The 26,004-nt window shown below is 65.1% G+C and carries 21 protein-coding genes; 3 read left to right on the forward strand and 18 right to left on the reverse strand.

The features are described from left to right. Positions 1-29: 29 nt before the first annotated feature. From hemF to EAH73_RS22450, 12 genes are all read right to left on the reverse strand, one after another. Complete coding sequence (gene hemF, locus EAH73_RS22395) at positions 30-953, reverse strand: oxygen-dependent coproporphyrinogen oxidase (protein WP_140469666.1); 924 nt, start codon at positions 951-953, stop codon at positions 30-32. 6 nt (positions 954-959) lie between these two features. Continuing rightward, positions 960-1,862, reverse strand: a complete 903-nt coding sequence (locus EAH73_RS22400) for a universal stress protein (protein ID WP_140469667.1) — start codon at positions 1,860-1,862, stop codon at positions 960-962. 109 nt (positions 1,863-1,971) lie between these two features. Then, on the reverse strand, positions 1,972-2,697 hold the full coding sequence (locus EAH73_RS22405; RefSeq protein WP_140469668.1) for a sulfite exporter TauE/SafE family protein: 726 nt from the start codon (positions 2,695-2,697) through the stop codon (positions 1,972-1,974). 39 nt (positions 2,698-2,736) lie between these two features. Continuing rightward, a complete protein-coding gene (locus EAH73_RS22410; protein ID WP_140469669.1) occupies positions 2,737-3,195 on the reverse strand; it encodes a FixH family protein in 459 nt (152 codons plus the stop codon). A gap of 33 nt (positions 3,196-3,228) precedes the next feature. After that, entirely contained in the window at positions 3,229-4,638 is a 1,410-nt protein-coding gene (gene ccoG / locus EAH73_RS22415; protein ID WP_140469670.1) for a cytochrome c oxidase accessory protein CcoG, read from the reverse strand. A 43-nt stretch (positions 4,639-4,681) separates the two neighbouring features. Continuing rightward, positions 4,682-5,554 carry a cbb3-type cytochrome c oxidase N-terminal domain-containing protein gene (locus EAH73_RS22420; RefSeq protein ID WP_140469671.1) on the reverse strand — a complete coding sequence of 291 codons (873 nt, stop codon included), beginning with the start codon at positions 5,552-5,554 and terminating at the stop codon, positions 4,682-4,684. Beyond that, positions 5,551-5,883 carry a hypothetical protein gene (locus EAH73_RS22425; RefSeq protein WP_140469672.1) on the reverse strand — a complete coding sequence of 111 codons (333 nt, stop codon included), beginning with the start codon at positions 5,881-5,883 and terminating at the stop codon, positions 5,551-5,553. Before EAH73_RS22425 ends, EAH73_RS22420 begins: the two co-directional genes overlap by 4 nt. After that, entirely contained in the window at positions 5,877-6,083 is a 207-nt protein-coding gene (locus tag EAH73_RS22430; protein ID WP_140469673.1) for a hypothetical protein, read from the reverse strand. The genes EAH73_RS22425 and EAH73_RS22430 overlap by 7 nt, the downstream gene beginning before the upstream one ends. A 36-nt stretch (positions 6,084-6,119) precedes the next feature. Continuing rightward, positions 6,120-8,321, reverse strand: a complete 2,202-nt coding sequence (gene ccoN, locus EAH73_RS22435; protein ID WP_140469674.1) for a cytochrome-c oxidase, cbb3-type subunit I — start codon at positions 8,319-8,321, stop codon at positions 6,120-6,122. A 68-nt stretch (positions 8,322-8,389) separates the two neighbouring features. Beyond that, positions 8,390-8,575, reverse strand: coding sequence for a cbb3-type cytochrome oxidase assembly protein CcoS (ccoS, locus tag EAH73_RS22440; RefSeq protein ID WP_140469675.1), 186 nt, complete (start codon positions 8,573-8,575; stop codon positions 8,390-8,392). A 10-nt stretch (positions 8,576-8,585) separates the two neighbouring features. Beyond that, positions 8,586-11,000, reverse strand: coding sequence for a heavy metal translocating P-type ATPase (locus tag EAH73_RS22445; protein WP_140469676.1), 2,415 nt, complete (start codon positions 10,998-11,000; stop codon positions 8,586-8,588). Between the two features lie 254 nt (positions 11,001-11,254). Beyond that, the gene (locus tag EAH73_RS22450; RefSeq protein WP_140469677.1) at positions 11,255-11,563 is read right to left on the reverse strand and encodes a thioredoxin; all 309 of its coding nucleotides are present in this window, start codon (positions 11,561-11,563) and stop codon (positions 11,255-11,257) included. A gap of 157 nt (positions 11,564-11,720) precedes the next feature. Here EAH73_RS22450 and EAH73_RS22455 point away from each other — a divergent pair, with 157 nt between their 5' ends. Both EAH73_RS22455 and EAH73_RS22460 read left to right on the forward strand, forming a co-directional pair. Next, a complete protein-coding gene (locus EAH73_RS22455; RefSeq protein ID WP_140469678.1) occupies positions 11,721-13,334 on the forward strand; it encodes a PAS domain-containing sensor histidine kinase in 1,614 nt (537 codons plus the stop codon). Beyond that, the gene (locus EAH73_RS22460; RefSeq protein ID WP_140469679.1) at positions 13,312-14,370 is read left to right on the forward strand and encodes a response regulator; all 1,059 of its coding nucleotides are present in this window, start codon (positions 13,312-13,314) and stop codon (positions 14,368-14,370) included. The genes EAH73_RS22455 and EAH73_RS22460 overlap by 23 nt, the downstream gene beginning before the upstream one ends. Before the next feature lie 55 nt (positions 14,371-14,425). Here the strand turns inward: EAH73_RS22460 and pckA are convergent, their stop codons facing one another. The 3 genes from pckA to aceB form a co-directional block, all read right to left on the reverse strand. After that, the gene (gene pckA / locus EAH73_RS22465) at positions 14,426-16,063 is read right to left on the reverse strand and encodes a phosphoenolpyruvate carboxykinase (ATP) (protein WP_140469680.1); all 1,638 of its coding nucleotides are present in this window, start codon (positions 16,061-16,063) and stop codon (positions 14,426-14,428) included. Between the two features lie 150 nt (positions 16,064-16,213). Further along, entirely contained in the window at positions 16,214-17,497 is a 1,284-nt protein-coding gene (gene aceA, locus EAH73_RS22470; RefSeq protein WP_140469681.1) for an isocitrate lyase, read from the reverse strand. A 256-nt stretch (positions 17,498-17,753) separates the two neighbouring features. Next, positions 17,754-19,379 carry a malate synthase A gene (gene aceB / locus EAH73_RS22475; protein ID WP_140469682.1) on the reverse strand — a complete coding sequence of 542 codons (1,626 nt, stop codon included), beginning with the start codon at positions 19,377-19,379 and terminating at the stop codon, positions 17,754-17,756. 425 nt (positions 19,380-19,804) lie between these two features. On the opposite strand from aceB, the gene EAH73_RS22480 reads away from it, so the two are divergent. Beyond that, positions 19,805-21,289: a helix-turn-helix domain-containing protein gene (locus tag EAH73_RS22480; protein ID WP_140469683.1), complete on the forward strand. Its 1,485-nt coding sequence runs from the start codon at positions 19,805-19,807 to the stop codon at positions 21,287-21,289. A gap of 3 nt (positions 21,290-21,292) precedes the next feature. On the opposite strand, the gene EAH73_RS22485 is transcribed toward EAH73_RS22480, so the two are convergent. From EAH73_RS22485 to EAH73_RS22495, 3 genes are all read right to left on the reverse strand, one after another. Further along, on the reverse strand, positions 21,293-21,958 hold the full coding sequence (locus EAH73_RS22485) for a phosphatase PAP2 family protein (RefSeq protein ID WP_161599661.1): 666 nt from the start codon (positions 21,956-21,958) through the stop codon (positions 21,293-21,295). Between the two features lie 52 nt (positions 21,959-22,010). Next, positions 22,011-24,575, reverse strand: coding sequence for a cation-translocating P-type ATPase (locus EAH73_RS22490; RefSeq protein WP_140469685.1), 2,565 nt, complete (start codon positions 24,573-24,575; stop codon positions 22,011-22,013). A 340-nt stretch (positions 24,576-24,915) separates the two neighbouring features. Then, entirely contained in the window at positions 24,916-25,776 is an 861-nt protein-coding gene (locus EAH73_RS22495; RefSeq protein WP_140469686.1) for a universal stress protein, read from the reverse strand. Positions 25,777-26,004: the final 228 nt, after the last annotated feature.

Raw genomic sequence — 26,004 nt, forward strand, 5'->3', positions numbered from 1 at the left:
ATTGCGTTACTAAGAACAAAGCCGGTAGCCTACTCAGTCCACGCTACCCCTTGGCGCAGCCAAGCCTGGGTTGCAGCCTCGGGCGAGCCGGGCACGGGCGTCAGGTTGTAGGCCCAGGCGGCCTGCGGCGGCAGGCTCATCAGGATGCTCTCGGTGCGGCCGCCGATTTCGAGGCCGAACTTGGTGCCGCGGTCGAGGGCCAGGTTGAATTCGGCGTAGCGGCCGCGGCGCACGGCCTGCCACTCTTGCTCGGCGGTGGTGTAGAGGCGGGTGCGGTTTTGGCGCATCAGGGCGGTATAGGTGCGGCCGTAGACTTCGCCCACGTCCTGCACGAAGGCGAATAGCTCGTCGAACGAGCCATCGACGCCCACCCTCAGCCGGTCGAAGAAAATGCCACCTATGCCGCGCGTTTCCTGGCGGTGGGGCAGGTAGAAGTACTCGTCGGCCCACTGCTTGAAGCGGGGGTAGTAGGCCGGGTCGTGGCGGTCGCAGGCGGCGCGCACCTGCGCGTGGAACCAGCGGGCCTGGGTTTCGTCCACGTACACGGGGGTCAGGTCGAGGCCGCCGCCGAACCAGGCTTCGCCGTTGCCGGCCTCGAAGTAGCGCACATTCATGTGCGAAATGGGCACGTGGGGGCTGCGCGGGTGCTGCACCACGCTCACGCCGGTGGCAAAGTAGCGGGCATCGGGCAGCAGTAGCTGGTGGGCGGCAGCCTCGCCCAATTCGCCGCGCACGGCCGAAAAATTCACGCCGCCCTTTTCCAGCACTGCCCCGCCCAGGATGACGCGGGTGCGCCCGCCCCCGCCGCCCGCGTGCGCCCACTGGTCCTCCTGAAAAATAGCGGTGCCATCGGCGCGCTCCAGCTGCTGGCACAGCCAGTTTTGAAATTCCCGCATCCAAGCCTCAACGGTGGCGCGGGCGGTGGCAGTCGCCAGAGTGGGTTCGCTAATCATTGCTAGCTAAAACGTTACCGTGGAAGGCTGCGCCACGAGCCGGGCTTCGGCGGCCTGGCGCAGGCTGCAACTGGCGCAGCAGGCGGTTGTGGGCAGGGTGCTGGTGGGCAGCAGCAGCACCGGAATACCTAGGTGGAAAGCGTTGGTTTGGCGGTAGTGCGGATTAAAGAAGCGCCGCACCAGGCAGCCATCGGCTGTGCCCAGCACCAGCAGCTGGGCCTCCTGGCGGGCGCAAAATTCGCTGAGGCCTTCCAGGGCATCGTCGTCGGGCAGCAGGTGGGTGATGGCGCCGGGCAGGTGGGCGCAGGCGGCCCGCAACGCCTTTTTTAGGGGCGCGAGGCCCGCACTGGTGGGCGGGTAAAACTGCACCAGGTCGAAGTGCGCTGGGGCCGTGCGGGCCAGAGCGGCCAGGGGCGCAAGCTGCGCGCCGCCGAGGCGGGCAAAATCGCCGGCCACGACCAGGCGGCCGGGCAGCTCGGGGTGGCCGGGCGGCACCACTAGCACCGGGCAGCTTACGCGCTCGGGGAGCAGCAGTACGGGCGCGCAAGCGGCCCCGGCCGCGGCGCAGTCGAGCAGGGCTTGGCCAGTCACCACCAGGTCGGCGCAGTAGCCGGTCACCAGCACTTGGAGGCAGGCGGCCAGCGGCTCGGCGGCCACGTGGCAGAGGTAGTTGATGCGGCGGCCGTTCTGGCGCGTGAGCTGCTGGTAGCGCAGGCGCTCGGCCAGGGCTTCGAGTCGGCGCAGCAGCGCGGCGCGCTCATCGGGCGGCAGGCCGGGGCCGGTGCCGGCGTGCACCAGCACGATTTCGGCGGGCAGGCGCACGGCGAGCTTGTTGGCGTACACCAGCGCATCTTCCGAGGCGGGCGTGAAGTCAACGGGAACGAGAATGGTTTGCAGGGCCGTCGGCATGATGGGAATGACGCTTGATGGTAATTTATTGACAATCGATAGTTAAACTACTTTTCAGGAGAACGGGTACGGGTCGGTCGGCGCGCGCTGACGGACCGGTACCTAGCCCTCAGTGGCAGTAGTGAACCGAAGCTGGCTGGCGCGCGGTTTTCCCTGAGATAGCCCCTAAGCCCGCTCCCATCACCGGGCTCACGTAGGGAATGCCCAACCCCAGTCCCCGCAAGATGAACAGCCCCGCCAGCGCCAATGCCGTCACGGGCACCGCCCGGCGCAGGCGCTGGCGCCAGGTTAGGGGCACCAGTTGCCCACTCAGCGAGAGGGCCAGCATCAGCGGCAGCGTACCTAGCCCAAACAGGCCCATGTAGGCCGCCGCGCCGCCCACGCCCGGCGCGCTCAAGGCCCCGGCCAGGGCCAGGTACACGAGGCCGCAGGGCAGCAGCCCGTTAAGCAAGCCGGTGGTGTAGAGCGCCCCCAGCCCCGGCCGCTGGTAGTAGTAGGCGAGCTGCGTTTTTACCTGGCCCAGCCCGGCGGCTAGCCCCAGCAAGCCCGCCGCCCGGCCCAGCCAACGCTCAGGCGTGGCAACCAGCAGCAAAATCAACCCGCCCGAAAGCAGCGATAACCCCTGCTGCCAGCCCGCCAGCCGCAGGCCCTGGCCCAGGGCCCCCGCCGCCGCGCCCAGCAGCGCGTAGGTGCTCACGCGGCCCAGGTTGTAGAGCACGCGCCCGGCCAGGTAGCGCGGCCCGCCCGCACCCGGCAGCGCCAGCGCAATGGCCCCGCACATGCCTACGCAGTGGAAGCTGCCCAGCAACCMAAACAAGAAACCAGCCCACAACATCAGCGAGGAAGCGCGGCCGTCGCGGCGCGCGCCATTAGATTAAATAGAAAGTTCTTGTTCAATGAAATACGCCTGGCCGTTGGCCTTGAAATCCAGCCGCAGCCACCAGTGGCCGGGCCGTAGGCGGGCGGTGCTGAGCTGCTGCCGGCCCGGCTGACCGGTGGGCACAAAGGGCAGCGTGAAATCCAGCTTTTGGTCGGAGGGGCGGAAGAAGTGCACCTGCCCCCGCATGCCGGGGCCGGCCAGGGCGGCCGGCAGCTCCAGCGTCAGGCGCTGGGCGGCGGCCTCGTAGCGTATCTGCACCGGGGCGGGCAGGGCGACGGTGCGTGCCACCGATTCCATGCGCTGCTGGTAGGCCAGCTCCTGCTGGTAGTAGTTGGGGCTCACCAGCTCCACGTCGGTGCGCAAGGCCTGCTGCACCATGTAGCCGATGTAGCTGGCAAACAGCACGAACGTGGCAATGATGGCGTAGGGCCACAGGTTGCGTTGCGTAGGCATGAGGTAGAAAAGTGAGGTTCCAGTCCGCCAGCGTTACTGACTGGGGCCGAGAAACTTGGTAGCAGTCTCCGTAATTAGCTGTCCTTTGCTGAAGACCCCAATGCGGACTTTCTGATTGGTTGTGTGCAGGGCCGACCGGGGCAGCTCGGCAAAAAAGACGCCCTCCGTGATGCCCTGGGCGGGCAGCAGCAGCCCATCGGTGCCGACCAGCGCAATGTGGCCGCCGGCCGGCTCCAGCACCCGCAGCGTGAGGGGGTAGGGCTGGTTGGTTTTGTTGAGCAGCGAGATGTTGTAGAGGTTGGTGATGGTACCGTGGTCGGTTTTCTGAAACAGCTGGCCCGGCGTACGCAGCACCGTGGCCGCCACGTTGGCCCGCGAGGCCAGCAGGCCGACGAGCACCACCAACAGCACCCCCAGCACCCCCGACAGCGCCTTGACGCGGCCCGTGAGCCGAAACTTGGTGCCGGCTGCAATGCCGTTGACCGAGGCGTGGCGAATGAGGCCCTGGGGCAATTTCACCAGGTCCATGATGCTGTTGCAGGCGTCGATGCAGGCCGTGCAGTTGGTGCATTCGAGCTGGGTGGCCCCGTCGCGGATGTCGATGCCGGTGGGGCACACCTGCACGCACTGGTGGCAGTCGATGCAGTCGCCGGCGGTGCGCACTTCGTTTTTGCGGCGCTTTTCGCGTGGCTCGCCCCGTTGGTAATCATAGGCTACCATCAGGCTGTCCTGGTCGAGCAGCACGCCCTGCAAGCGGCCGTAGGGACACACAATGGTGCACACCTGCTCGCGAAACCGCGCAAACACGGCGTAGAACACGCCCGTGAAGAGCACCATCGCGGCCAGCCCCTCCAGGTGGGCCGTGGGCGCGTCGGTGATAATGCGCAGCAGCGCCTCGGTGCCGATGATGTAGGCCAGGAACGTATTGGCAATCAAGAAGGAAACCCCAGCGAACAGCGCGTGCTTGGTGGTTTTGCGCCAGAGCTTGTCCCAGTCCAGCGCGCGCTTATCGAGGGCCTTTTGCTGGGGGGCATCGCCTTCCAGCCAGTACTCGATGCGCCGGAAAACCATCTCCAAAAAGATGGTTTGCGGGCACACCCAGCCGCAAAACACGCGCCCGTACACGACCGTGAACAGGATGATGAACACCAGAAACGTGAGCGTGGCCAGCAGCAGCACGAAGAAATCCTGGGGCCAGAAAATCTGCCCGAAAATGATAAACCGGCGCGCCGGCAGGTTTAGCAGCAGTACCGGCAGCCCGTGAATGCGTAGCCAGGGCCCCGCAAACAGCACCGCCAAAAAACCATAGCTCAGCCACTTGCGGTAGTCGTAGAGCCGCCCGCCCGGCTGCTTAGGGTAGAGCCACACCCGCTCGCCCGCCGCGCCTATCGTCGAGAGCGAGTCGCGGTACGAATTATCGGGTTTGGGCTGGGCAGTGGGCATTAGGGAGTTGAAAAGGAATCGTGAGCCGGGCCACCGGCGTTAGCTACAGCTTGGCCACCGGCTTGCTGGCGGCTTCTTTCTCGCCCTGCGGCGTTTTGGGGTTGGCGGGTTTTGAGCCTTGCAGGCTGAGGGCGTAGGAGGCCACTTGCAGCATTTGCTTGCCCGAAAGCTTGCCTTTCCAGGCCACCATGCCTTTGCCATTGATGCCGAACTTGATGGTTTTGTAGAGGTTGTTCACGGTGCCGCCGTGCAGCCAGAATTCGTCGGTGAGGTTGGGGCCTACTTTGCCCTCGGCGTTGGCCCCGTGGCAGGCGGCGCAGTTGGTGGCGAAAATGGATTTGCCGCTGCTTAGGTCGGCCGGGGCGGTGAGGGCGACGTAGGTTGTTACCTGGTTGGGGTCGTCGCCACCCACGGGCACGAAGAGCGCGGCCTGCTGCATTTCGGCGGCGTACTCGGCGCCCTGCAACTGGCCCTTGCGCGCTACGTGGTAGTAGGTTACGTAGCTCAGGGCGAACACCACCGTGAAGGCGAAACCCCACTTCCACCACGGCGGCAAGTCGTTGTCGAACTCGTGGATGCCGTCGTAGTCGTGGTTGAGCACCTCGTCGCGCACCTCGCCTTGCACCAGTCGGGCATCGCCTACCAGCAGGCCCAGCACCCGGCTGCTCCAAGTATCGTGCACCGTGGGCAGGTTGTAGAGCTGGCGCAATTGCGGCCGCATCCAGCTGATGAGCGCCACGAACAACACCAGAAACACCATCCCCACCAGTACCAGCGTGCTCAACAGGAACCAGACCAGCGCATAAGTCGAGTCGGCCGCCGCGGGGGTGCTGGTTGCCGCCGTTTGGGCCAGGGCCGGGCGGGTGGCCAGCAGCACCGCGCCGGCCGCCAGCAGGGCGTGTCCGGGCCGTATCATGCGTAAACAGCCTCTTCGATGGCGACTACTTGCGGAGCAGCTTCGGTTGTGACGGCCTGGGCCGCAACCATTTCAATCGGTGCCGCCGCTGCCATAACAACTTCAGCATCATTCGACTTAACTTGCTCAGCCCCGTAGCGGCGCTGGGCGGTCGAGGTCACCGAAACAGCGGTCATGACGGCCATGAGCAGCACCATACCGGCCAAAAACCACACCACCCAGCTCAGGAGGGTAATGGGCGTAGGGGCGGTACCGGGCGTTTGGGCGGCGGCCATAAAGCCGGTGAGCAGGCCCAGAAAAGTTAATGAGCAGGTGCGCAAGATTAGCATATAATGTCGTGGTTAAGGGTGGTTTTGAGCATTTCCTCGTCGTCGCTAGCCAGCGGCAGCTGGCTCATGGTGCGTAGGTGCTGTTTGTTGGCCACCAGCACGTACACCAGCAGGGCTGTGAAAAAGAGGAAGAAAATACCGAAGGAGATGAGCGGGTAAATCGTGATGCCCGCGATGGATTGCAAAACATTCTTTTCCATGATAATGAGCGAGTTAAGAATAGCATGGCGGCCCCGCTACTGCGCCGCCGTGGCAGCCACCTGCGCGGGCTTCACCTTGATGTCGGTGCCCAGGCGCTGGAGGTAGGCGATGAGGGCCACGATTTCGCGGTCCGATTTCACGTCGATGTCCTCCGTTTTGAGGGCGGCGGCCACGCCGCGGGCCTGGGTTTCGGCGTCGGCCACGGCCAGGCGGTCGAAGCCGGCGGGGTAGGGCGTGCCCAGCTTTTGCAACACCCGAATTTTGGCGGGCAGCGTGCTTTTATCCAGTTGATTATCAAACAACCACGGGTAGGGCGGCATGATGGAGCCCGGCGACATGCTGGTGGGGTCCATCATGTGGTTGTAGTGCCACGAGTTGGGGTACTTGGCCCCCACGCGGTGCAAGTCGGGCCCGGTGCGCTTGCTGCCCCACAGGAAAGGCCGGTCGTACACAAACTCGCCCGCCTTGGAGTACTCGCCGTAGCGCTCGGTTTCGGAGCGGAAGGGGCGCACCATCTGGGTGTGGCAGTTCGAGCAACCTTCCTTGATATAGAGGTCGCGGCCCTGCAGCTCCAGCGGCCGGTAGGGGTGCACCGCCGCAATGGTGGGCACGTTGCTCTTAACCAAGAAGGTAGGTATCATCTCCACGGCCCCGCCGATGGCAATGGCCACCGTGGCGCCCACGGCCAGTTGAAACGGGCGGCGCTCAATCCAGCGGTGCCAGTGGCCGCCCTGGGCGTGCGGGTCCTGGGCTTCGGGCAGCAGGGCCGGGGCCTGGGCGGGCTCGTTGGCCAGCAGCGTGCCGGCTTTGGCGGTCTGGTACAAATTGTACATCATCAAGAATACGCCGCTCAGGTACAGCACCCCGCCCATGCCGCGCAAATAGTACATGGGCACGATTTGCAGCACCGTTTCCAGGAAGTTGGGGTATTGCAGCATGCCCTCGGCGTTGAACTGCTTCCACATCAGCCCCTGCGTGAAACCGGCCCAGTACAGCGGCAGCGCGTAGAACAAAATACCCAGCGTGCCTAGCCAGAAGTGCGTGTTAGCCAGCTTCTTGGAGAACAGCGGCGTGCGGTAGAGCCGCGGCCACAACCAGTAGAGCATCCCGAAGGTGAGGAAGCCGTTCCAGCCTAGGGCCCCCACGTGCACGTGGGCCACAATCCAGTCGGTGAAGTGCGCAATGGCGTTCACGTTCTTCAGCGCTAGCATGGGCCCCTCGAAAGTGGCCATGCCGTAGGCCGTGATGGCCACCACAAAAAACTTGAGCACCGGCTCGGTGCGCACCCGGTCCCAGGCCCCGCGCAGGGTGAGCAGGCCGTTTATCATGCCGCCCCAGCTCGGCGCAATCAGCATGATGCTGAAGGCCACGCCCAGGCTCTGGGCCCAGTCGGGCAGGGCAGTGTAGAGCAAATGGTGCGGCCCAGCCCAGATGTAAATGAAAATCAGGGCCCAGAAGTGAATGATACTGAGCCGGTAGGAGTACACCGGCCGCTCGGCGGCCTTGGGCAGGAAGTAATACATCATGCCCAGGTAGGGCGTGGTGAGGAAAAACGCCACCGCGTTGTGGCCGTACCACCACTGCACCAGCGCGTCCTGCACCCCGGCGTACATGGAGTAGCTTTTCATAAAGCTCACCGGCAGCGCCATCGAGTTCACGATGTGCAGCACCGCCACCGTGATGAACGTGGCGATGTAAAACCAGATGGCCACGTATAAGTGCCGCTCGCGCCGCCGGGCAATGGTGCCGAACATATTCCACCCAAACACCACCCAAACCAGGGTAATGGCGATGTCAATCGGCCACTCCAGCTCGGCGTATTCCTTGCTGGTAGTGTACCCTAGCGGCAGCGAAATCACCGCCGACACAATGATGAGCTGCCAGCCCCAAAAGTGTATTTTGCTAAGCACGTCGGAGAACATCCGAGCCTTGCACAGCCGCTGCAATGAATAATACACGCCCGTGAAAATGCCGTTGCCCACAAAGGCAAAAATGACGGCATTGGTGTGCAGGGGCCGCAGGCGGCCAAACGTGGTGTAGCGCGTCACGTTCAGCTCGGGCCGGGCCAGTTCGAAGGCCACAATGACCCCCACCAGCATCCCGATAATGCCCCAGATAACGGTAGCCACGCCGAAGTCGCGGACAATCTTATTGTCGTAGAAAAACGACTCCACGCCCCGCGCGGGAGGGGGTAGGGCCGTCGGCCTGGTAGCGGGTAGTTCAAGTTCGGCTTGCATGCCCTGAGGAGTAGGTGATTTACTGCTCCAAAGGTCCCCCAGCCCCCCGCCGGGCCACATGACGCCGCTTAAGCCTGAGCTTGATTCGTATCAACCGCCCCCCGCTCCGCCGGCGCTTCATCGTCAAACAACATCCGCACCGAGGGCGTGTAGGCATCGTCGTATTGCCCACTGCGCACGGCCCACAGAAAGGCCGTCAGAAATACGAGGGCCACCAGCAGGCTGAGGCCAATCAACAGGAATATAATCGTCATAAAATCAGAGCTATAATTGATAGCGGCGGGCTGACCAGCGCACCAGTAGCGTGGCCACCACCATCACGCTGAGTGAACTGAGGGGCATGAGGATGGCTGACGCGATGGGCGTGAAATGCCCCTGCACGGCCAGCGTTAGCCCCACGATGTTGTAGCACAGCGAGAGCGCAAACGTGGCCAGCACCGCCCGCAGGCAGGCCCGCGAGAAGCTCAGGAATGTGGCCAGTCGCCCCAACTCGCCGGCTTCCAGAATGGCATCGCAGGCGGGCGAGAAGTTGGTGAGTGTGTCGGTGAGGGCGATGCCCGCATCGGCGGCGCGCAGGGCCCCGGCGTCGTTCAGGCCGTCGCCAATCATGACCACGGTGTGGCCTAGGGCACGCTCGGCGGCGATGTAGGCGAGCTTGTCGGCCGGCGATTGGCCAAAGCGCAGCTCCGCCGTGGGGCCAAGCAGGGCGCGCAGCCGGGACCCCTCGGCGTCGGTATCGCCCGAGAGCACGGCCAGGCGGTAGCGCTTATCCAGGGCGGCTAGCACGGCCGGCAGGGCTGGGCGGTACACGTTGTGAAAGGTGAAGTAGCCAGCGTGCTCCCCATCTAACGCCACGTAAACGCAGGTTTCGGGGGCGCCTTCCGGTCCGCTGGTGCTAGCTCCCACAAACGCCGCCGACCCTAGCCGCAGCGCTTGTCCGCTGGCGACTGTGGCTCTCAGGCCCTGGCCCGGGTATTCCTGGTAGGTAGCCAAGGGTAGGGCCTCAGTGGCCAGCTCGCATGCCAGGCGCTGGCTGAGGGGGTGCGTGGACTGCGCCGCCGCAGTGGCAATAAGTTGTTTTTCAAGTGGTGATAATGGCCGGCCGTGGTACTGCACGGCCGACTGCGTGGGGTCGGTGAGAGTGCCGGTTTTATCGAACACCAGCGTGTCGGCCCGGGCCAGGGTTTCGACGACGACGGCGTTTTTGAGGTAAAGCTTGTGACGGCCCAGCACCCGCAGCGCCGCCCCCAGAGCAAAGGGCGTGGCCAGCGACAGCGCGCACGGGCAGGCAATAACCAGTACCGATGTGCAGGCCCGCCACATGGTGGTCTGGTCGCGGGGGGCCCAGTAGGCCAGTGAGCTGGCGGCCAGCAGCAGCGTGAGGGCCACGAAGTAGCGGCCGGCGTGGTTGGCGTAGGTTTCGAGGGTGGGGCCGGCCGCGTCTTTGGTGAAGGCGGGGTTGTTCCAGAGTTGGGTTAGGTAGCCCTGCGACACGCCGCGCACCACTTCCAGCTCCAGGGCCTCGCCCAGCTGCCGGCCGCCGGCGTACACCAAGTCGCCGGCGGCTCGGGCGACCGGGGTGCTCTCGCCCGACACGAAGGAGTAGTCGATTTGCCCCGCGCCGCGCAGTAGCACGGCATCGGCCGGAATAACCTCCTGGTGCCGCACCCGGATGCGGTGGCCCACCGCCAGCTCCTGCACCGAAATGGACTGCTCGCCGGCCGGCGTGAGGCGCGTCACGGCCACCGGGAAATAGGCCGTGTAGTCGCGGTCGAAGCGCAGCGCATCGTAGGTGCGCTGCTGCACCCACTTGCCAATCAGCATGAAAAATACCAGCCCGGTAAACGAGTCGAAGTAGCCCGGCCCGCGCCCCGACAATACCTCGAACGTGCTGATGCTGAACAATGAGGCCAGGCCCAGGCTAATGGGAAAATCGAGGTTGATGTGGCGCTGCCGCAGCCCCTGCCCCGCAGAGTGGAAAAATCCGCKGGCACTGTAGAGCAGCACTGGCAGCGCCAGCGCCAGACTCAGGTACCCAAAAAACCGCCCGAACCCGGCCTGCAAGTCTTCCACGAACGAGAAGTACTCGGGCAAGGCCAGCAGCATCACGTTGCCGAAGGCGAAGGCCGCCAGCCCCAACTGGTAGTACAAGGTGTGGCTGGCGCGGTGCGGCTGCGCGCCCAGCTCGGCCAGCGTAATCTGCGGCTCGTAGCCCACGGAGGCCAGCAACTGCACCACCCCGGGCAAGCTGATAGCAGCCAGTAAATAGGTGATAGTGATTTCCTTCCGCAAAAACTGCACCCGCGCCTCCACCACGCCGGCGTGCAGCCGGGGCAGGTGCTCCAGCAGCCAAATGCAGGAGGTGCAGTGCATCTGGGGCACGTGCAGCGTGAGGCGGCCCCGCTCGGCCGAGCGAAACGAGAGCAGCTGCGCCTGCACGGCCTCCGAAGCCAGGTAATCGAAGCGGCCAGGTAGCTCTACTTCCTTGATTTTCAGCCCCGGCCGCTCGTCCAGGGCGTAGTAGGTGCAGAGCTGATTGTCATTCAGCAACTCATACACAGTGCGGCAGCCGGCGCAGCAAAACGGCAGCTCGGCTAGCCGCAGTGGCTCAGCCGGGCAGGCATCGCCGCAGTGGGCGCAGGCCAGGTCAGTGGCGGGTGATTCTAGAATAGCGGGCACGGGCGGACACAAGGGGGTAGGGCCGCAAAGCTCCGGCCACCGCTGCGCGGGAGCCATGATGCGCGTCAGGCACGCGCTTGATTGCGGTTGGCGCGTGGCCGCCGAGCGCCCAAGGCAGCGTTTACCTGATTTTAATCAGGTAAACGCTTGCTTTTTGTCACGGCTGCGCATGCGGAAAAGGTTGAATTTTGTCTTTTGCACCTGCCGGGGCGGGCGGGCATCATTTTCAATACAAAATTCAAGTTATCAATAACTTACTCTGTACGCGCCGCTGCCAGCAGGCTGGCTACAAGCGCGTCGCTTTCGGGCCAGCCGGGCTGCCGCCACAGCTCAATGCCCTCGCGCACCAGCACGCAGGCGGGCAGCTGCGCCACGGCAAAGCTGCGCACCACGCTGGCGTGGGCATCGTCGTCGAGGCGCAGTACCCGCACGGCCGGGCCCAGGCGGCGCTGGAGGTCGTTGAGCTGGGCCAGGGTCGGCAGCTGGCCGGCCCGGCCGGCCGGCACCAGCACCAACAGCACGGCGGGCGCCAGCAGGTCGGGCGGGGAGAAGGCAATGGGCATGGGCGGCTGAGAGTCGAAGTGGGCAGCAAAAGTATTTTGGCCCGCCCCGCCCAACCATGATGCCTGATAGACCGCCGCTTGATAGTCATCAACTCCTACGCCCTACGCCGGCTCGCGCCGGCGGACCGGAGCGACCAGCTTAACCACGTTTTTTTCTATGCTCAGCGACCCTTTTAGCAGTGCCGCCGCCGAGGTGCTCATCACCCAGGCCCCCGATTTTGTGGGCATCTACGACGTGGCCGAGGGCTGGTTTATCCGGGTCAACCCGGCCGGGGTGCGGCTGCTGGGCTACCCCTCCGAGGAAGCCTTTTTGGCCGACCCCGCGCGGGTGCTGCCTACGCCCACCGTGCCGCCCGCCCGCTGGACGCACCTGCGCGAACTGGCTCGGCGCACGGGGCCCCAGGCCCTGGAGGCCGAGGTGGGCCGGCGCCAGGGCCCGTCGTTCTGGGCGCGCGTCGAGCTCACGGCTTTTCAGGTAAAAGGGGCTGAATACCTGCTGGTTCGCCTCAGCGAGCAGGGGCGCTTGCAGCAGGCCGAGCGTGAACTGGCCCAGAGCGTGCGGCGCTTTGAGGCCGTGTTTACGCACGCCACTATTGGCATTGTGGTATGCGACGAGCGGGGTCGCATCGTGTCGGCCAACCAGCTGGCCCATCAGCTGTTTGGCTATGCGGCCGGCGCGCTCGACGGCCAGCTCATTGAGGTGTTGGTGCCCCAGGCGGCTGGCCGCCGCCACGAGAAACTGCGCGAGTCGTTCACGGCGCGCCCGCAGGTGCGCACCATGGGGGCCCACAATGGGGAGCTGCAAGGCCTGCGTCACGACGGCTCCGTGTTCCCGGTCGAGGTCAGCCTAAGCTACTTCTACCTTGATGAGGAGCTGTACGCCGTGTCGTACATTCTCGACATTACGTATAAGAAAGAGTTTGAGCAGCAGCTCATTGCCGGCAGCCAGCGCGTGGCCGCTCTCAACGCCGACCTGGAGCAGCGCGTGACCGAGCGCACCCACGCCCTCATGAACACCCTGGAGCAGCTCCAGCTGCGCAAAAACGAGCTGGCCAAGGCCCTGGCCGCCGAGCAGGAACTGGGCGAGCTCAAGTCGCGCTTCGTGAGCATGGCCTCGCACGAGTTTCGCACGCCGCTCACGGCCGTGCTCACCTCGGCCGCGCTCATTGCCGAGTACCCGGCCACCGCGCAGCAGGACAAGCGCCTGCGCCACATCGAGCGCATCCGCACGTCGGTGACGCATTTGAACGATATTCTGGAGGAGTTTCTATCGGTGGGGCGCATCGAGGAGGGCAAAATTGAGGCCCACCCGGCCCGCCTCGACCTGCCCGCGCTGTTGCGCGACGTGGTGGCCGACGTGCAGGGCCTGCGCAAGCCCGGCCAGCGCCTCGAGCAAACCACCGACTGCCCCGAGCCCCTGTGGCTCGACCCCTCGCTGCTGCGCAAAATCCTGGTCAACCTGCTCTCCAACGCCCTCAAGTACTCGGGCGAAAACTCGGTGGTGACGGTGGCCGCCGCCTGCCAGGCGGGCGTGCTCACGCTCACCGTGGCCGACCAGGGGGTGGGCATTTCGGAGGAAGACCAGGTGCACCTGTTCGAGCGGTTTTTCCGGGCCCGCAACGTCACCAACGTGCCCGGCACCGGCCTGGGCCTCTACATCATTGCCCGCTACCTGGAGCTGCTGCACGGCCGCATTGCCCTGCAAAGTACACTGGGCCAAGGCACTACCATCACTATTACTGTTCCGTATGAAAACCATTCTGCTGATTGAGGACAACGACTTCATCCGCGAAAACACCGCCGAGATTCTGGAGCTCACCGGCTACACCGTGCGCACCGCCGCCGATGGCCAGGCCGGCGTGACCCAGGCCCTAGCCGAGCGCCCCGACCTGGTGCTGTGCGACATCATGATGCCCGTGCTCGACGGCTACGGCGTGCTGCACATCTTCAACCAGAACCCGCGCCTGACCGGCGTGCCCTTTATCTTCCTCACCGCCAAAACCGAGCGCGCCGACCTGCGCCGCGGTATGGCCCTGGGCGCCGACGACTACCTCACCAAGCCCTTCGAAAAGAGTGATTTACTGAGCGCCGTGAGCGGCCGCCTCAGCCGCTTCCAGCACCTGAAGCCCGCCTACGACCTGCGCGCCAACGGCCTGCCCGAATTTCTGGCTGATGCCCAAAAAGCCGGCAGCCTGGCCAGCCTCTCGGCCGACCGCCGGCCCCACGCCGTACCCCGCAAGCAGATTATTTACGCCGAAGGCGACGAGGCCACCCGCCTCTACTTTGTGCAGGCCGGCCGGGTCAAAATCAGCAAAACCACCGCCGCCGGCAAGGAGCTGATAACGGGCATTTGCGGCGCCGGCGAATTTTTTGGCTACCGGGCCCTGCTGGCCGGCGCGCCCCACCACGATGCGGCCGTGGCCCTCGACGACTCAACCCTATTATATATCCCGGCCGATGACTTCACTCAGCTGCTGCTGCGCAACCCCGAGGTAAGCCAGCAGTTTGTGCGCATGCTGGCCAACCGGGCCGACCAGCAGGATGACCAGCTGCTGGACTTAGCCTACGGCTCGCTGCGCAAGCGCGTGGCTGACAGTCTCCTCCACTTGCATGCTCAGCAGCTATTGCTGGCCCCGGCCGACCCGCTCATCCAATTGGCCCGCGAGGACATGGCCGCCCTCATCGGCACCACGCCCGAGTCACTGAGCCGCATCCTAAGTGAGTTTCGCCAGGACGAGAGCATCGAGCTGACGCCCAAGTTTATCAAGGTTCTACTGCCTGACAAGCTACGCCGCAGCAACTGGTAGTCCCCGGTCCGCCGGCCTTAGCCGGTCGGACGGGGCGGTTAATCGAATTCTTACCTCAGCCGACCAGTACCTGCCCTACCGGCTCGGCGACCAGCGGGGCACCGGCCATGATGTCGGGGCTGGCGGCGGCGGCGTATTTCTCAAAGTTGGCCACGAATTTATTGGCTAGGGTACTAGCGGCCTGGTCGTAGGCGGCTTTGTTGACCCAAGTGCGGCGCGGGTCGAGCAGCTCGGTAGGAATACCGGGAACCGCGCCCGGCACCTGCACGCCAAAGATGGGGTGCGGGCGGAATTTCACCTCATCGAGCTGCCCGGTGAGGGCGGCCGTGATGAGGGCACGGGTGTAGCCCAGCTTCATGCGGCTGCCCACGCCGTAGCCGCCGCCGGTCCAGCCGGTGTTTACGAGCCACACGCTCACAGGGTGCTCGTCCATTTTTTCACCCAGCATTTCGGCGTAGCGGGTGGGGTGCAGGGGCAAAAACACGGCCCCGAAGCAGGCCGAAAACGTGGCCTGGGGCTCCAAAATACCCATTTCGGTGCCGGCCACCTTGGCGGTGTAGCCCGAGAGAAAGTGGTACATGGCGTGGCTTTTATCGAGCTTGCTGAGGGGGGGTAGCACGCCCGTGGCATCGGCCGTGAGGAAGAAAATGTGGGTGGGCACCGGGCCCACGCTCGGCACGGCAATGTTGGGGATGTAGTCGATGGGGTAGGCCGTGCGGGTGTTCTCGGTCACCGATTTGTTGGCGTAGTCCACGGTGCGGGTGCCGGGCACGAAGCGCGTGTTTTCGACAATGCTGCCGAAGCGGATAGCCTGCCAGATTTCGGGCTCCTTGTCGGCCGCCAGGTCGATGACTTTGGCGTAGCAGCCGCCCTCGAAGTTGAAAATACCGCCCTGGCCGGGCAGCCAGCCGTGCTCGTCGTCGCCCACCAGGTGGCGGTTGGGGTCGGTGGAGAGGGTGGTTTTGCCAGTGCCCGAAAGGCCGAAAAACACGGCCGCATCGCCCCTGGCCCCGATGTTGGCCGAGCAGTGCATGGGCAGCGTGTCCTGGGTGTGCGGCAGCAGGAAATTGAGCACCCCAAAAATGCCCTTTTTCATCTCGCCCGCGTAGGCCGTGCCGCCAATCAGAATCAGCTTTTTGGTGAAATTGAGGATGGCAAAATTGGCCTGCCGGGTGCCGTCCACGGCCGGGTCGGCCAGGAAGCCGGGCGCGCAGATGATGCTGAAATCGGCCAACCAGCTGGTATCGGCCGTTTCGGCAGGCCGCAGGAAGAGATTGTAGCAGAACAGGTTGTGCCAGGCCAGCTCGGTGACTACGCGCAGCTTGAGCTGGGCGGCCGGGTGCGCCCCGGCGTAGCCCTCGCGCACGTAGAGCTCCTTGTCCTCCAGGTAATCCACCATTTTCTGGTGCAGCTCATCAAATTTATCGGGCCCAAAAGGGATGTTGATATCGCCCCACCACACGCTGTCTTCGGTGATGGCGTCGCGCACGATAAACCGGTCCTTGGGCGAGCGGCCGGTGAACTTACCCGTGTCGCACATCAGCGCGCCGGTGTCGGTGAGCACGCCTTCCACGCGGCACAGGGCGGCCTCGACCAGCGCGGCTGGCGGCAAGTTGAAGTGGGCGCGAGCGGCGCGGGTGAAGCCCAGCGGGCGCAGGCGGGCGAGCAGGGCGGGGATGGACGAAGTAGGCATGGGGATAAGGGGGGTAAAATGGTTTTAGGATGGGCCCGTTCTAGCGCGGCCCCATCCTAAAAAACCACGTTAAGTGATAGGAAATAAATAAGTTATCCGACAAGCAAGGGCAGTGATGAACTAGCTAGCCAGCCCACCGCGCACCCCTACCTAAAACTGCGCCTCCTCGGTGCTGCCCACCAAGGCCGCCGTGCTGGCCTTGCCGGCCGACACCACTTGCTGCACGGCGTCGAAGTAGCCGGTGCCCACGAAGGACTGGTGCTTGACGGCCTGGTAACCATCCTTTTGCAGCGCAAACTCGCGCTCCTGCAACTCGGAGTAGCCGGCCATGCCGCGCTTGCGATAAGCCTGGGCCAGCTCAAACATGCTGGTATTGAGGGCGTGGAAGCCGGCCAGGGTGATGAACTGGAACTTGTAGCCCAGCGCGGCCAGCTCCTCCCGGAAGGTTTCCATCTTCGCCACGCTTAGCTTGGCGGCCCAGTTAAAGGATGGGGAGCAGTTGTACGCCAGCAACTTACCCGGAAACTGCGCGTGAATGGCCTCGGCAAACCGGCGGGCGTGGCCTAGGTCGGGGTCCGAGGTTTCCATCCAGATAAGGTCGGCGTAGGGCGCGTAGGCCAGGCCCCGCGCAATGGCGGCCTCTACCCCGCACCGGATGCGGTAAAAGCCCTCCGGCGTGCGGTCGGCTTCCAGCCGCACAAAAGGCTGGTCGCGCTCGTCCACATCAGCCGTGAGCAGGTCGGCGGCATCGGCATCCGTCCGGGCCACAATCAACGTGGGCACGCCCAGCACATCGGCCGCCAGGCGGGCCGCAACCAGCTTATTGATGGCTTCTTGGGTAGGCACCAGCACCTTGCCCCCTAGGTGCCCGCACTTCTTGGCGGAGGAGAGCTGGTCCTCAAAATGCACGCCCGCCGCGCCGGCCTCAATCATCATCTTCATCAGCTCAAACGCATTGAGGTTGCCCCCGAAGCCCGCCTCCGCATCGGCCACGATGGGGGCCAGGTAATGCACGTCGGACTTGCCGGCGAGGTGCTGAATCTGGTCGGCCCGCAGCAGGGCGTTGTTGATGCGCTTCACCACGGCCGGCACGCTGTCGACGGGGTAGAGGCTCTGGTCGGGGTACATTTGGCCGGCGTTATTGGCGTCGGCCGCTACCTGCCAGCCACTCAAGTAGATGGCTTGCAAACCGGCCTGCACTTCCTGCACCGCCTGGTTGCCGGTGAGGGCCCCTAGGCCGGCCACGTACTCCTCGCTGTGCAGCAAGCTCCAAAGGCGCTCGGCCCCCTGCCGGGCCAGCGAGTGTTCGATGCGCACCGAGCCTTGCAGCTTCACCACGTCTTCGGCCGAGTAAGGCCGCTCGATGCCCGCCCAGCGGGGGTTCGTCGCCCAGTCAAGGGTGATTTCAGTCATGCGCTTTGCATTGGTAGTCATGGCGTTGGGGGTGAATAGTGAGGGTTAAGAAAAGACAAAGAGGGTAGGCTCCGGTCCGTCAGCTTGTGCTGACGAACCAGTTGACTCTATTAAGTCCACCAGAAAATCTAAGGGGGTAGGAGTCCGGTCCGCCGGCGCTAGCCGGCCGACCGGTTGACGCTGTTAAGCCCACCAAAAAAGGGGGCAAGACCAGCTAGTCAAACGACTCAACGACAACCGGTCGGCCGGCTAGCGCCGGCGGACCGGGGCGGCGGCTTTAGGCCAACTCGTCGTAGGCCGGCACGGTCAAAAACTCGATAAAATGCTCGCTTAGCACTAGCCAGTCGAAAATGCGAGCGGCTTCCGTGAAATGACCTTTTGCAAACGCTTCGCTCCCCACCAGCGCCTCGATTTTAGCCAGCTGGCCGGGCACCAGTGACTTGTACAATTCCCTGGTGACGGGGCGGCCATCAGCCAAGTAGGTATCGGGCGTGTGCAACCACTGCCACACCTGGGCCCGAGAGATTTCGGCGGTGGCCGCATCCTCCATCAGGTTGTAAATCGGCACGCAGCCGTTGCCGCCCAGCCACGAGGCCAGGTACTGAATGGCCACGTCGATGTTGAGCTTCAGGCCGCCTTCGGTGATGTGGCCCTGCGGAGCGCGCACCAAGTCGGCGGCGGTCACCTGCACATCGAGGCGCTTGTTGTCTATTTGATTTGCATTGGGCATTAGCTCGTTGAAGACGGCCATCGCTACCGGCACCAGGCCGGGATGAGCTACCCAGGTGCCATCGTGGCCGTTGCGGGCTTCCCGGATTTTATCCTGACGCACCTTGTCCAGGGCGATGTCATTGGCGTCAGGGTTGTTTTTAATGGGAATCTGGGCCGCCATGCCGCCCATTGCGTGCACGCCCCGGCGGTGGCAAGTCTGGATGACGAGCGCCGAGTAGGCGGCCATAAACGGCACGGTCATCGTCACTTCGGCACGGTCGGGCAGCCGGAACTCGGGATTCAGACCCAGGCGCTTGATATAACTAAAGATATAATCCCAGCGCCCGCAGTTGAGGCCGGCGCTGTGCGTGCGCAGCTCCCAGAGTATCTCGTGCAGCTCGAAAGCGGCGGGCAGCGTTTCAATCAGCACCGTGGCCTTGATGGTGCCGCGGGCCTGCGCCACGGCCTGCTGGGCGAAGTTGAACACGTCATTCCAGAGGCGGGCTTCAAGATGGCTTTCGAGCTTGGGCAGGTAGAAATACGGCCCCGTGCCGCGCTGCACCAGCTCGTGGGCATTGTGAAAATAATACAAGCCAAAGTCGAGCAGCGCCCCGCTAATCGGCTCGCCATCAACGAGAATGTGCTTTTCGAGCAGGTGCCAGCCGCGGGGCCGCACCATGAGCACGGCCGTTTCGGCATTCAGCTTATACTCCTTGGTGGGGGTAGTGAGGCTGATGGTGCGGCGCACGGCATCGCGCAGGTTACGCTGGCCCTCAATCACGTTGGCCCAGGTGGGCGAGTTGGAGTCCTCCAAATCGGCCATAAATACCTTAGCCCCCGAGTTCAACGCATTGATAATCATTTTCCGCTCGACCGGGCCCGTGATTTCGACGCGGCGGTCGAGCAGGTCGGCCGGCAGGGGGGCTACCGTCCAGTCCTGCTCGCGCAGCTTCTGGGTGGCGGGCAAAAAATCGGGCAGCTGGCCGGCCCGCAGCTCCACCTGCCGGGCCGCGCGGCGGGCCAGCAGCTCGCGCCGGGTGGGGTCGAACTGCCGATGCAGCTCGGCCACAAAATTCAGGGCCGCGAAGGTCAGAATCTCCGCATATTCGGAACGAAATTCTCCCGTGACCCGCACCCGCTCGGGGGTGCGGTAGGCCGGCGCGGCAACCGGGGCAGTGGTGGTAAGTGGCATGAGAATAGGGAGTAAGGGTGGAAAATGACGCGCAATTCCGGCTAGCAGCCGGCTACCCTGGCCGAAGCGAGTAGCACTATGACAAACATACGTCAGCGAATTTTATGAATTAGCGAATATTCGCTAAAGATGAATAATTTGCTAGCGGCGAGTAGCTTTGTGGGGGACGGAAATTTGCTTTCCGGCTTGTGTAGGCAGTTTTTGCCTTTTGAAAATATTTTTTATAAAATTTAGATATAGCTGTTTACAGTGGCTTTGGTCCGCCGGCGCCAGCCGGCCGACCGGTTATCGTTGAATCGTTTGGCTGGCTGGCGCTGCTTCCTTTAATTTTTCTGGCGGACTTAACAGCGTCAATTGGTCGGCCGGCTAGCGCTGGCGGACCGGGGCCAACTGCCAGCCTCGACCACTTCCCTACCCCCCTTCCCATGCTTAATCACGGCCAAATCGTTCGTCTTATTTTTGGCTTGAAGCTGCGCGAGTTGCGGCAGGAGCGCGGACTGTCGCCGGCCGAGCTGGCGCGGGGCTGCGACGTGAGCCTGAGCTACCTCAACGAGATTGAGAAGGGCAAAAAATACCCCAAGGCCGACAAGATTCTGAGCTTTAGCAAGTTTCTGAACGTGCGCTACGACCAGCTGATTTCTACCGCCTTGCCGCGCCGGCTGGAGCCCATTGCCGACCTGCTCAGCTCGAAGGTGCTGCAAGATTTTCCGCTGGCCATGTACGGCTTGGAGCCGGCTCAGCTTTTCGAGCTGATTGCCAACGCGCCGGCCAAAATCAACGCCTTCATCAGCACGCTCTTCGAGATTGCGCGCAACTACGAGCTGCGGCAGGAGCACTTTTACTTGGCCGCGCTACGCTCGTACCAGGAGATGCACGACAACTATTTTGAGGACCTGGAGCAGGACGTGCGGGCCTTCGTGGCGAGCCACCAGTTAGTACCAACGCTCACCGCTCTCGAAGCTATTTTGACCCAGGAATACGGCTACACCATTGACCGCACGGCCCTGGCTGATAATGCGGTGGCGGCGGCGGGGCGGCTGCGCTCGGTATTTCAGCCCAAGACCAAAACCCTATTATTGCTGCCCAGCCTCAGCCAGGGCCAGCAGGCCTTTGTGCTGGGCCGCGAAATCGGCTACAACTACCTAGGTCTCAAAGAGCGCCACTACGCCAGTCCTAACCCGCTGGAAGTCCGCTCGTTTGAGGAAGTACTGAATAATTTTCGGGCCTCGTACTTCGCCAGCGCGTTGCTGATGGAAGAGGACAGCCTAGTGCGCGATTTGCGCCGGCTATTCAGTGCCAAAAAGTGGCAGCCCGCCGCGCTACTGGCCCTGCTCACGCGCTACGGCGTGAGCCCCGAAATGCTACTCCAACGCTTCACAACGCTGCTACCCAAGCAATTCGGGCTCAACAGCTTGTTCTTCCTGCGCTTTGACCAGCCCCAGGCCGCCGCGCCCTACCGGCTGACCAAGGAACTGCACCTCTCGCGCCAGCACAACCCCCACGGCAACGAGCTGAATGAGCACTATTGCCGCCGATGGGTGAGCCTGCGCCTGCTGGCCGAGGGTCGCGCTTTGCCAACCGAGGGGAATGCCCCGCACCTGCTGCTCGGGATTCAGCGCTCGCAGTACCTGGGTACCACCGACGAGTACCTCTGCCTGACCCTGGCCCGCGTGGGCGCCGCTACCGAGCCCGCCATGAGCGTGACCGTGGGCCTACGCTGCGACGACAACCTGCGCCAGCAGCTCGCCTTCCTCACCGACCCCGCCCTCCCCCTCAAAGTAGTGAACGAAACCTGCGAGCGCTGCCCCCTGGCCGACTGCGAGGTGCGCGCCGCGCCCCCCACCCAGGTGCAGCACGCTACCGAGCGCGCCAGCTTCGAGGTGGCCGTGGCGGCGCTGGTGCAGGGGTGAGTTTCACACCCGACGAGAGCTAGGCACGAACGCGATGCCCAACGGCCGCGCGCGCTTATAACCCACTAAAACCAGGTGCAGGCCGCTCACCCAGCCCACCGCGCCCAGCCATCCGGCCAGCACATCGGAGGGGTAATGCACGCCCAGGTACATGCGCGCCCAGCCCATGCCCAGCGCCCAGGTGGCCCCCAACCCCACCGCCACCCAGCGCCAACGGGTGGGCCACAACAGCCAGCCGAGGGCCGCTGCCAGCGCGGCGGCCGCCATGGCGTGGCCGCTGGGAAAGCTGTACGATAGCTCGGGGGGCTGCACGGCCCACAGGGCCGGGCGCGGCCGGGTCAGCAGCAGCTTGGCGGCCAGGTTCAGCAGCGCGGCCCCTACCACAGCCGCGCCCCAAAAACGAAGCGCGCGGTAGCGCCGGGCCACCAGCAGCCCCAGCGCCCCGAGGGCCGCCAGCGCGGAAGCTCCCACCGGGCCACCGGCCCGCGACAACCAAGCCGCCACCGCGTTCTGGGCCGGACCACCGTGGGCGTGCAGCAGCACCAGCAGGCGCTGGTCGCCCGGCAGGCCGTCGCCCTCCCACACCTCGTGGGCCAGCCGCATGAACAGCAGCCACGGCAGCAGCAGCCCCAGCAATCCCAGCAGCGGGCCCCGCAGCAAAGGCCACAATCGACTTGCCCAGCGTAGCCAAAGCTGCGCCAAAAGGCGCCACAACCGGGCGCTATCCACTGGCCCCGGCAGACTTTTCATAGGCGTGCGGGGCGTTAGTAATGGGGCGGGGCGCCCGCGCCCGCAGCACGGCCTTGTACACCTCCACCCAGCCTACGCCCACCAGCGCGGCCAGGGCGCACCAGCCCAACGCCGCCAGCGGCACGGGCGCGAAGCCGAAGAGCCGCTGCGCCGGCGGCAGCAGCAGCGTGGCGAGCAGCAGGGTTAGCGTGAGGCCGAGCATCAGCCAGAGCAGGCGGTTGGGCACGCGCAGGGTCTGGAATATGGACTGCGTGAACGAGCGGTTGGCCAGCGTGAGGCCGATGTTGCTGAGCACCAGCGTGGCGAAAGTGAGCGTGCGCACCACCGGCAGGGCCGCGCCCTGCTGCATAAAGTAGTAGTACACGCCCAGCACGGCCGCCGCAATGCCCAGGCCCTGCGCCATGCTGCGGCCCAGCTCGGCCCCGGCCAAAAAGGTGCTGGTGAGCGGGCGCGGCGGCTGGCGCATCTGGCCGGCCTCGGCGGGCTCGTTTTCGAAGGCGATGGAGCAGGTGGGGCCCATCACGAGTTCCAGAAAGATGATATGGACGGGCGTAAACAGGTTTTCCCAGCGCCAGCCGGCCAGCAGCGGCACGGCCACCGTGAGCACAATCGGGATGTGGATGGAGACGACGTAGAACACCGCTTTCTTGAAGTTTTGGTAGATGCGCCGGCCCTGGGCGATGGCCGTGACCATGCCGCCCAGGTCGTCATCGACCAGCACTAGGGAGGCGGCCTGGCGGGCCACTTCGGTGCCGCGCCGTCCCATGGCCACCCCGATGTGGGCCGCCTTGAGGGCGGGGCCGTCGTTCACGCCGTCGCCGGTCATGGCCACCACCGCGCCGGTGGCTTTGAGGGCTTCTACCACCTTCAGCTTGGCCTCCGGAAACATGCGGGCGAACACCGCCGTGCGGGTTGCCAGCGGCGGCAGCTCGGCGGCCGGCAAGTCCATGACTTGCTGGCCGGTAAGCAGCGTATCGGCCCCCGGCAGGCCCACCTGGCGGGCAATGGCCTGGGCCGTTTCGGGGAAGTCGCCGGTTATCATCTTCACCTGAATACCGGCTTCGGTGAAGGCCCGGATAACGGCCGCCGCGTTGGCCTTAGGCGGATTTTCGAGGGCGATTAAGCCCAGGAATTCCCAGGCAAAATCGTCCTGCTCGGCCGGAAAATCAAGGCCCGGCTGGGTGCCGCGCGCCACGCCCAGCACCCGGTAGCCCTGCCCCGACAGCTCCTGCGTGACGCGGCGGATTTCGGCGGCCACGGCTGGCGCGGGGCAACACACGGCCAGCACGTGCTCCACCGCGCCCTTAGCGGCAATCAGCGGCTGGCCCGCTACCCGGCGCACGTGCGTCATCATGGGCGGGGTGCCGCCTAGGGGGTACTCGTGCAGCATGGGGGCGGGGGCGGCGGCGGCGGCCGGGTCGGCGGTGGCAAAGGCAGCCACGATTGCCTTTTCCATGGGGTCGAAGGGGTCGGTTTCGCTGGCGTAGCGGGCGTAGGCCAGCACCGGCGCGGCGGAGGGCCCCAGGGGGCCGGGCAACGACACGAGGCTAGCCGTGGCCCCGTCGTATAACTGCTTGACCGCCATGCCTTCCTCGGTGAGAGTACCGGTTTTATCGGTGCAGATGACGGTGGCCGAGCCCAGGCTCTCCACGGTTTGGGGCTGCTTGGTGAGCACGCCCAGCCGGCTCAGGCGGGCCGCGCCCAGCGCCATGAAACTGCTGAAGGCCACCGGAATTTCCTCAGGCAAAATGGACATGGCCAGCGTGAGACCGAAGAGCAGGGCCGTCACCCAGTCGCCCGACTTGGCATAATTGACGCCCCACACCAGCGCAAACGCCCCCAGCCCCACCCAGGCCATGCGGGCCACAAACTGCTGCACTTGCAGCTGCAAGGGCGTTTTTTCGGTGGCGATGGCCGCCATACTCTGCCCAATCAGGCCCAGCTTGGTGTGCCCGCCCACGGCCGTAAGCGTGAGCCAGGCGCTACCCGAGGCCGTGCTGGTGCCCCCGAATACCGGGTCGCCCACGGCCTTGGCTACCGGTACGGCCTCGCCGGTGAGGATGGCCTCGTCGGCCGAAAAGTCGTTGAGCGCCGTGATGATGCCGTCGGCGGGCAGGCGGCTGCCTTCGGCCACGCGCACGGCGTCACCCACCACCAGGTCGGCCACCGGTACGGTGGCCAGCGCGCCGTTGCGCCGCACCTGGGCCTGGGGCTGCGTCAGCTCGCGCAGGGCCCCGAGGGCCGCGTCACTGCGCAGCGCCTGGTACACCGAAATGCTGGCTATCACGAGCAGCGCCGCACCCAGCGTGAGGGCTTCCGCCACCTCGCCCAGCGCCACGTACAGCCCGCAGGCCAGCAGCARCAGCAAAAACATGGGCTCAGTCACCACGTCTTTCAGCGTGGCCAGCAGGCCGGTGGGGGCGCTGTCGGGCAGCACGTTGGGGCCGTGCGCGGCGCGGGCGGCGGCCACGGCCGCGGTGGTAAGGCCGGGCGGCTGAATGGCGGCGCTTGGGGCGGGCAGGGTACTGGTAGGCATGGGATTTTGGGGCGTTATGGTGGGGCCGGCGTGGGCTCGGCGGGCGCGGACCTCATGAGACCCCTATGGGGCATAGCCCCCTCTCCAAAAAGGAGGGGGGACTAGTTTTTAGCTTCAGACTTGAAGACACGTGTCCGGTCCGCCGGCGCGAGCCGGCCGACCGGTTGTCGTTGCGGGAGAAAGCGCCCCTGGCTAGCTCCTTTGCTTCCCCCGCTGGTTTGCCGGCTCACAGTTGTGGCCTTGGTAGTGCCCCCTACCCTCTTGCGCCATCCAACGACAACCGGTCGGCCGGCTCGCGCCGGCGGACCGGGCCGTTTACAGCCAGCAGTCAACTCCGCGGCTACTCCGTAACCACTGGCAGCAGCAGCACGGGCACCTGCGAGAAGCGCAGCACATCGGCAATGACGCTGCCGCTGAACACTTTATGCACCCAGCCGTGGCCCTGGTCGAGCAGCGCCACCAGGTCGGCTTCCAGCGCGTCGGCCGCCTCCCCGATGCCCGTGGCGGGGCGCACGCCCACTACCCGGCGCAGCTGGGCGCTGGTTAGCGCGGCGGCCAGGCCGCAGGTGCGGGCGGCGAGCAGGCCGGCCTCGCCGGCGGCCAGGGGGTGGTGCAGGGGCAGCACCGTTACGGGCGTGATGGGGCAGGCCAGGCCATCGAGCAGCGGGGCCAGCGCCCGCGCCGGCGGCGTGAGCTGGAAGGGCTGGTCCTCCACGGCCAGCACCAGGTGGCGCGGGGGGCGCTGGGCGGCGGCGGGCAGGCGCTCGGGCACCAGCAGCAGGGGGTAGCCGGTTTGGTGCGGCAAGGACAGGGCGCGGTTGCTGAGCTGCTCATCCAGCGGGCCATTGGTGGCGGTGAGGCCGGCCAGCACCAGCGCCGGCTGGTGGGCGGCCAGCACCTGGGTTAGGGCTCCGGACCAGTCGCTTTCCAACACGTCCACGGTGGTGGGCACGGGCAGGCGGGCGGCGGCCAGCCGCAGGCCCTCGCGCACGGCCGGCACGTAGGTCTTGTCAAGCAGCGGCAAGCCGTATTCGAGGGTGGCGATGGGCGGCATTGACACCACGTGCACCAGGTGCAGGGTGGCCCCCACGGCGGCGGCCAGGGCGGCAGCGTAGCCCAGCAGCGGCTCGTCGGCCGGGGCGGCATCGGTGAGCACGACAAAATTCAGTTCCATGGCGATGACGGTTTCTTTAGGCAGCAAACAGCTGATTTACAGAAGCCAAAGGTGCGGGCCGCGCGCGGGCGGCTTCCTGACGAGGCGCAGGTCGGGAAGGTGATTTTTGTCAGGTGAGGGGGTGGCGAGTGGCTAGGTTCCGGTCCGCCGGCGTGAGCCGGCCGACCGGTTGTCGTTGCGCAGGCCCGCGCCTCTTTGAACATTAGCTTAATTCAGGATAGCTAACTGCCTTTCGGACAGCAACCAGCTGACCTC

It is taken from the genome of Hymenobacter nivis, assembly GCF_006439025.1.
Classification (GTDB): Bacteria; Bacteroidota; Bacteroidia; order Cytophagales; family Hymenobacteraceae; genus Hymenobacter; species Hymenobacter nivis_A.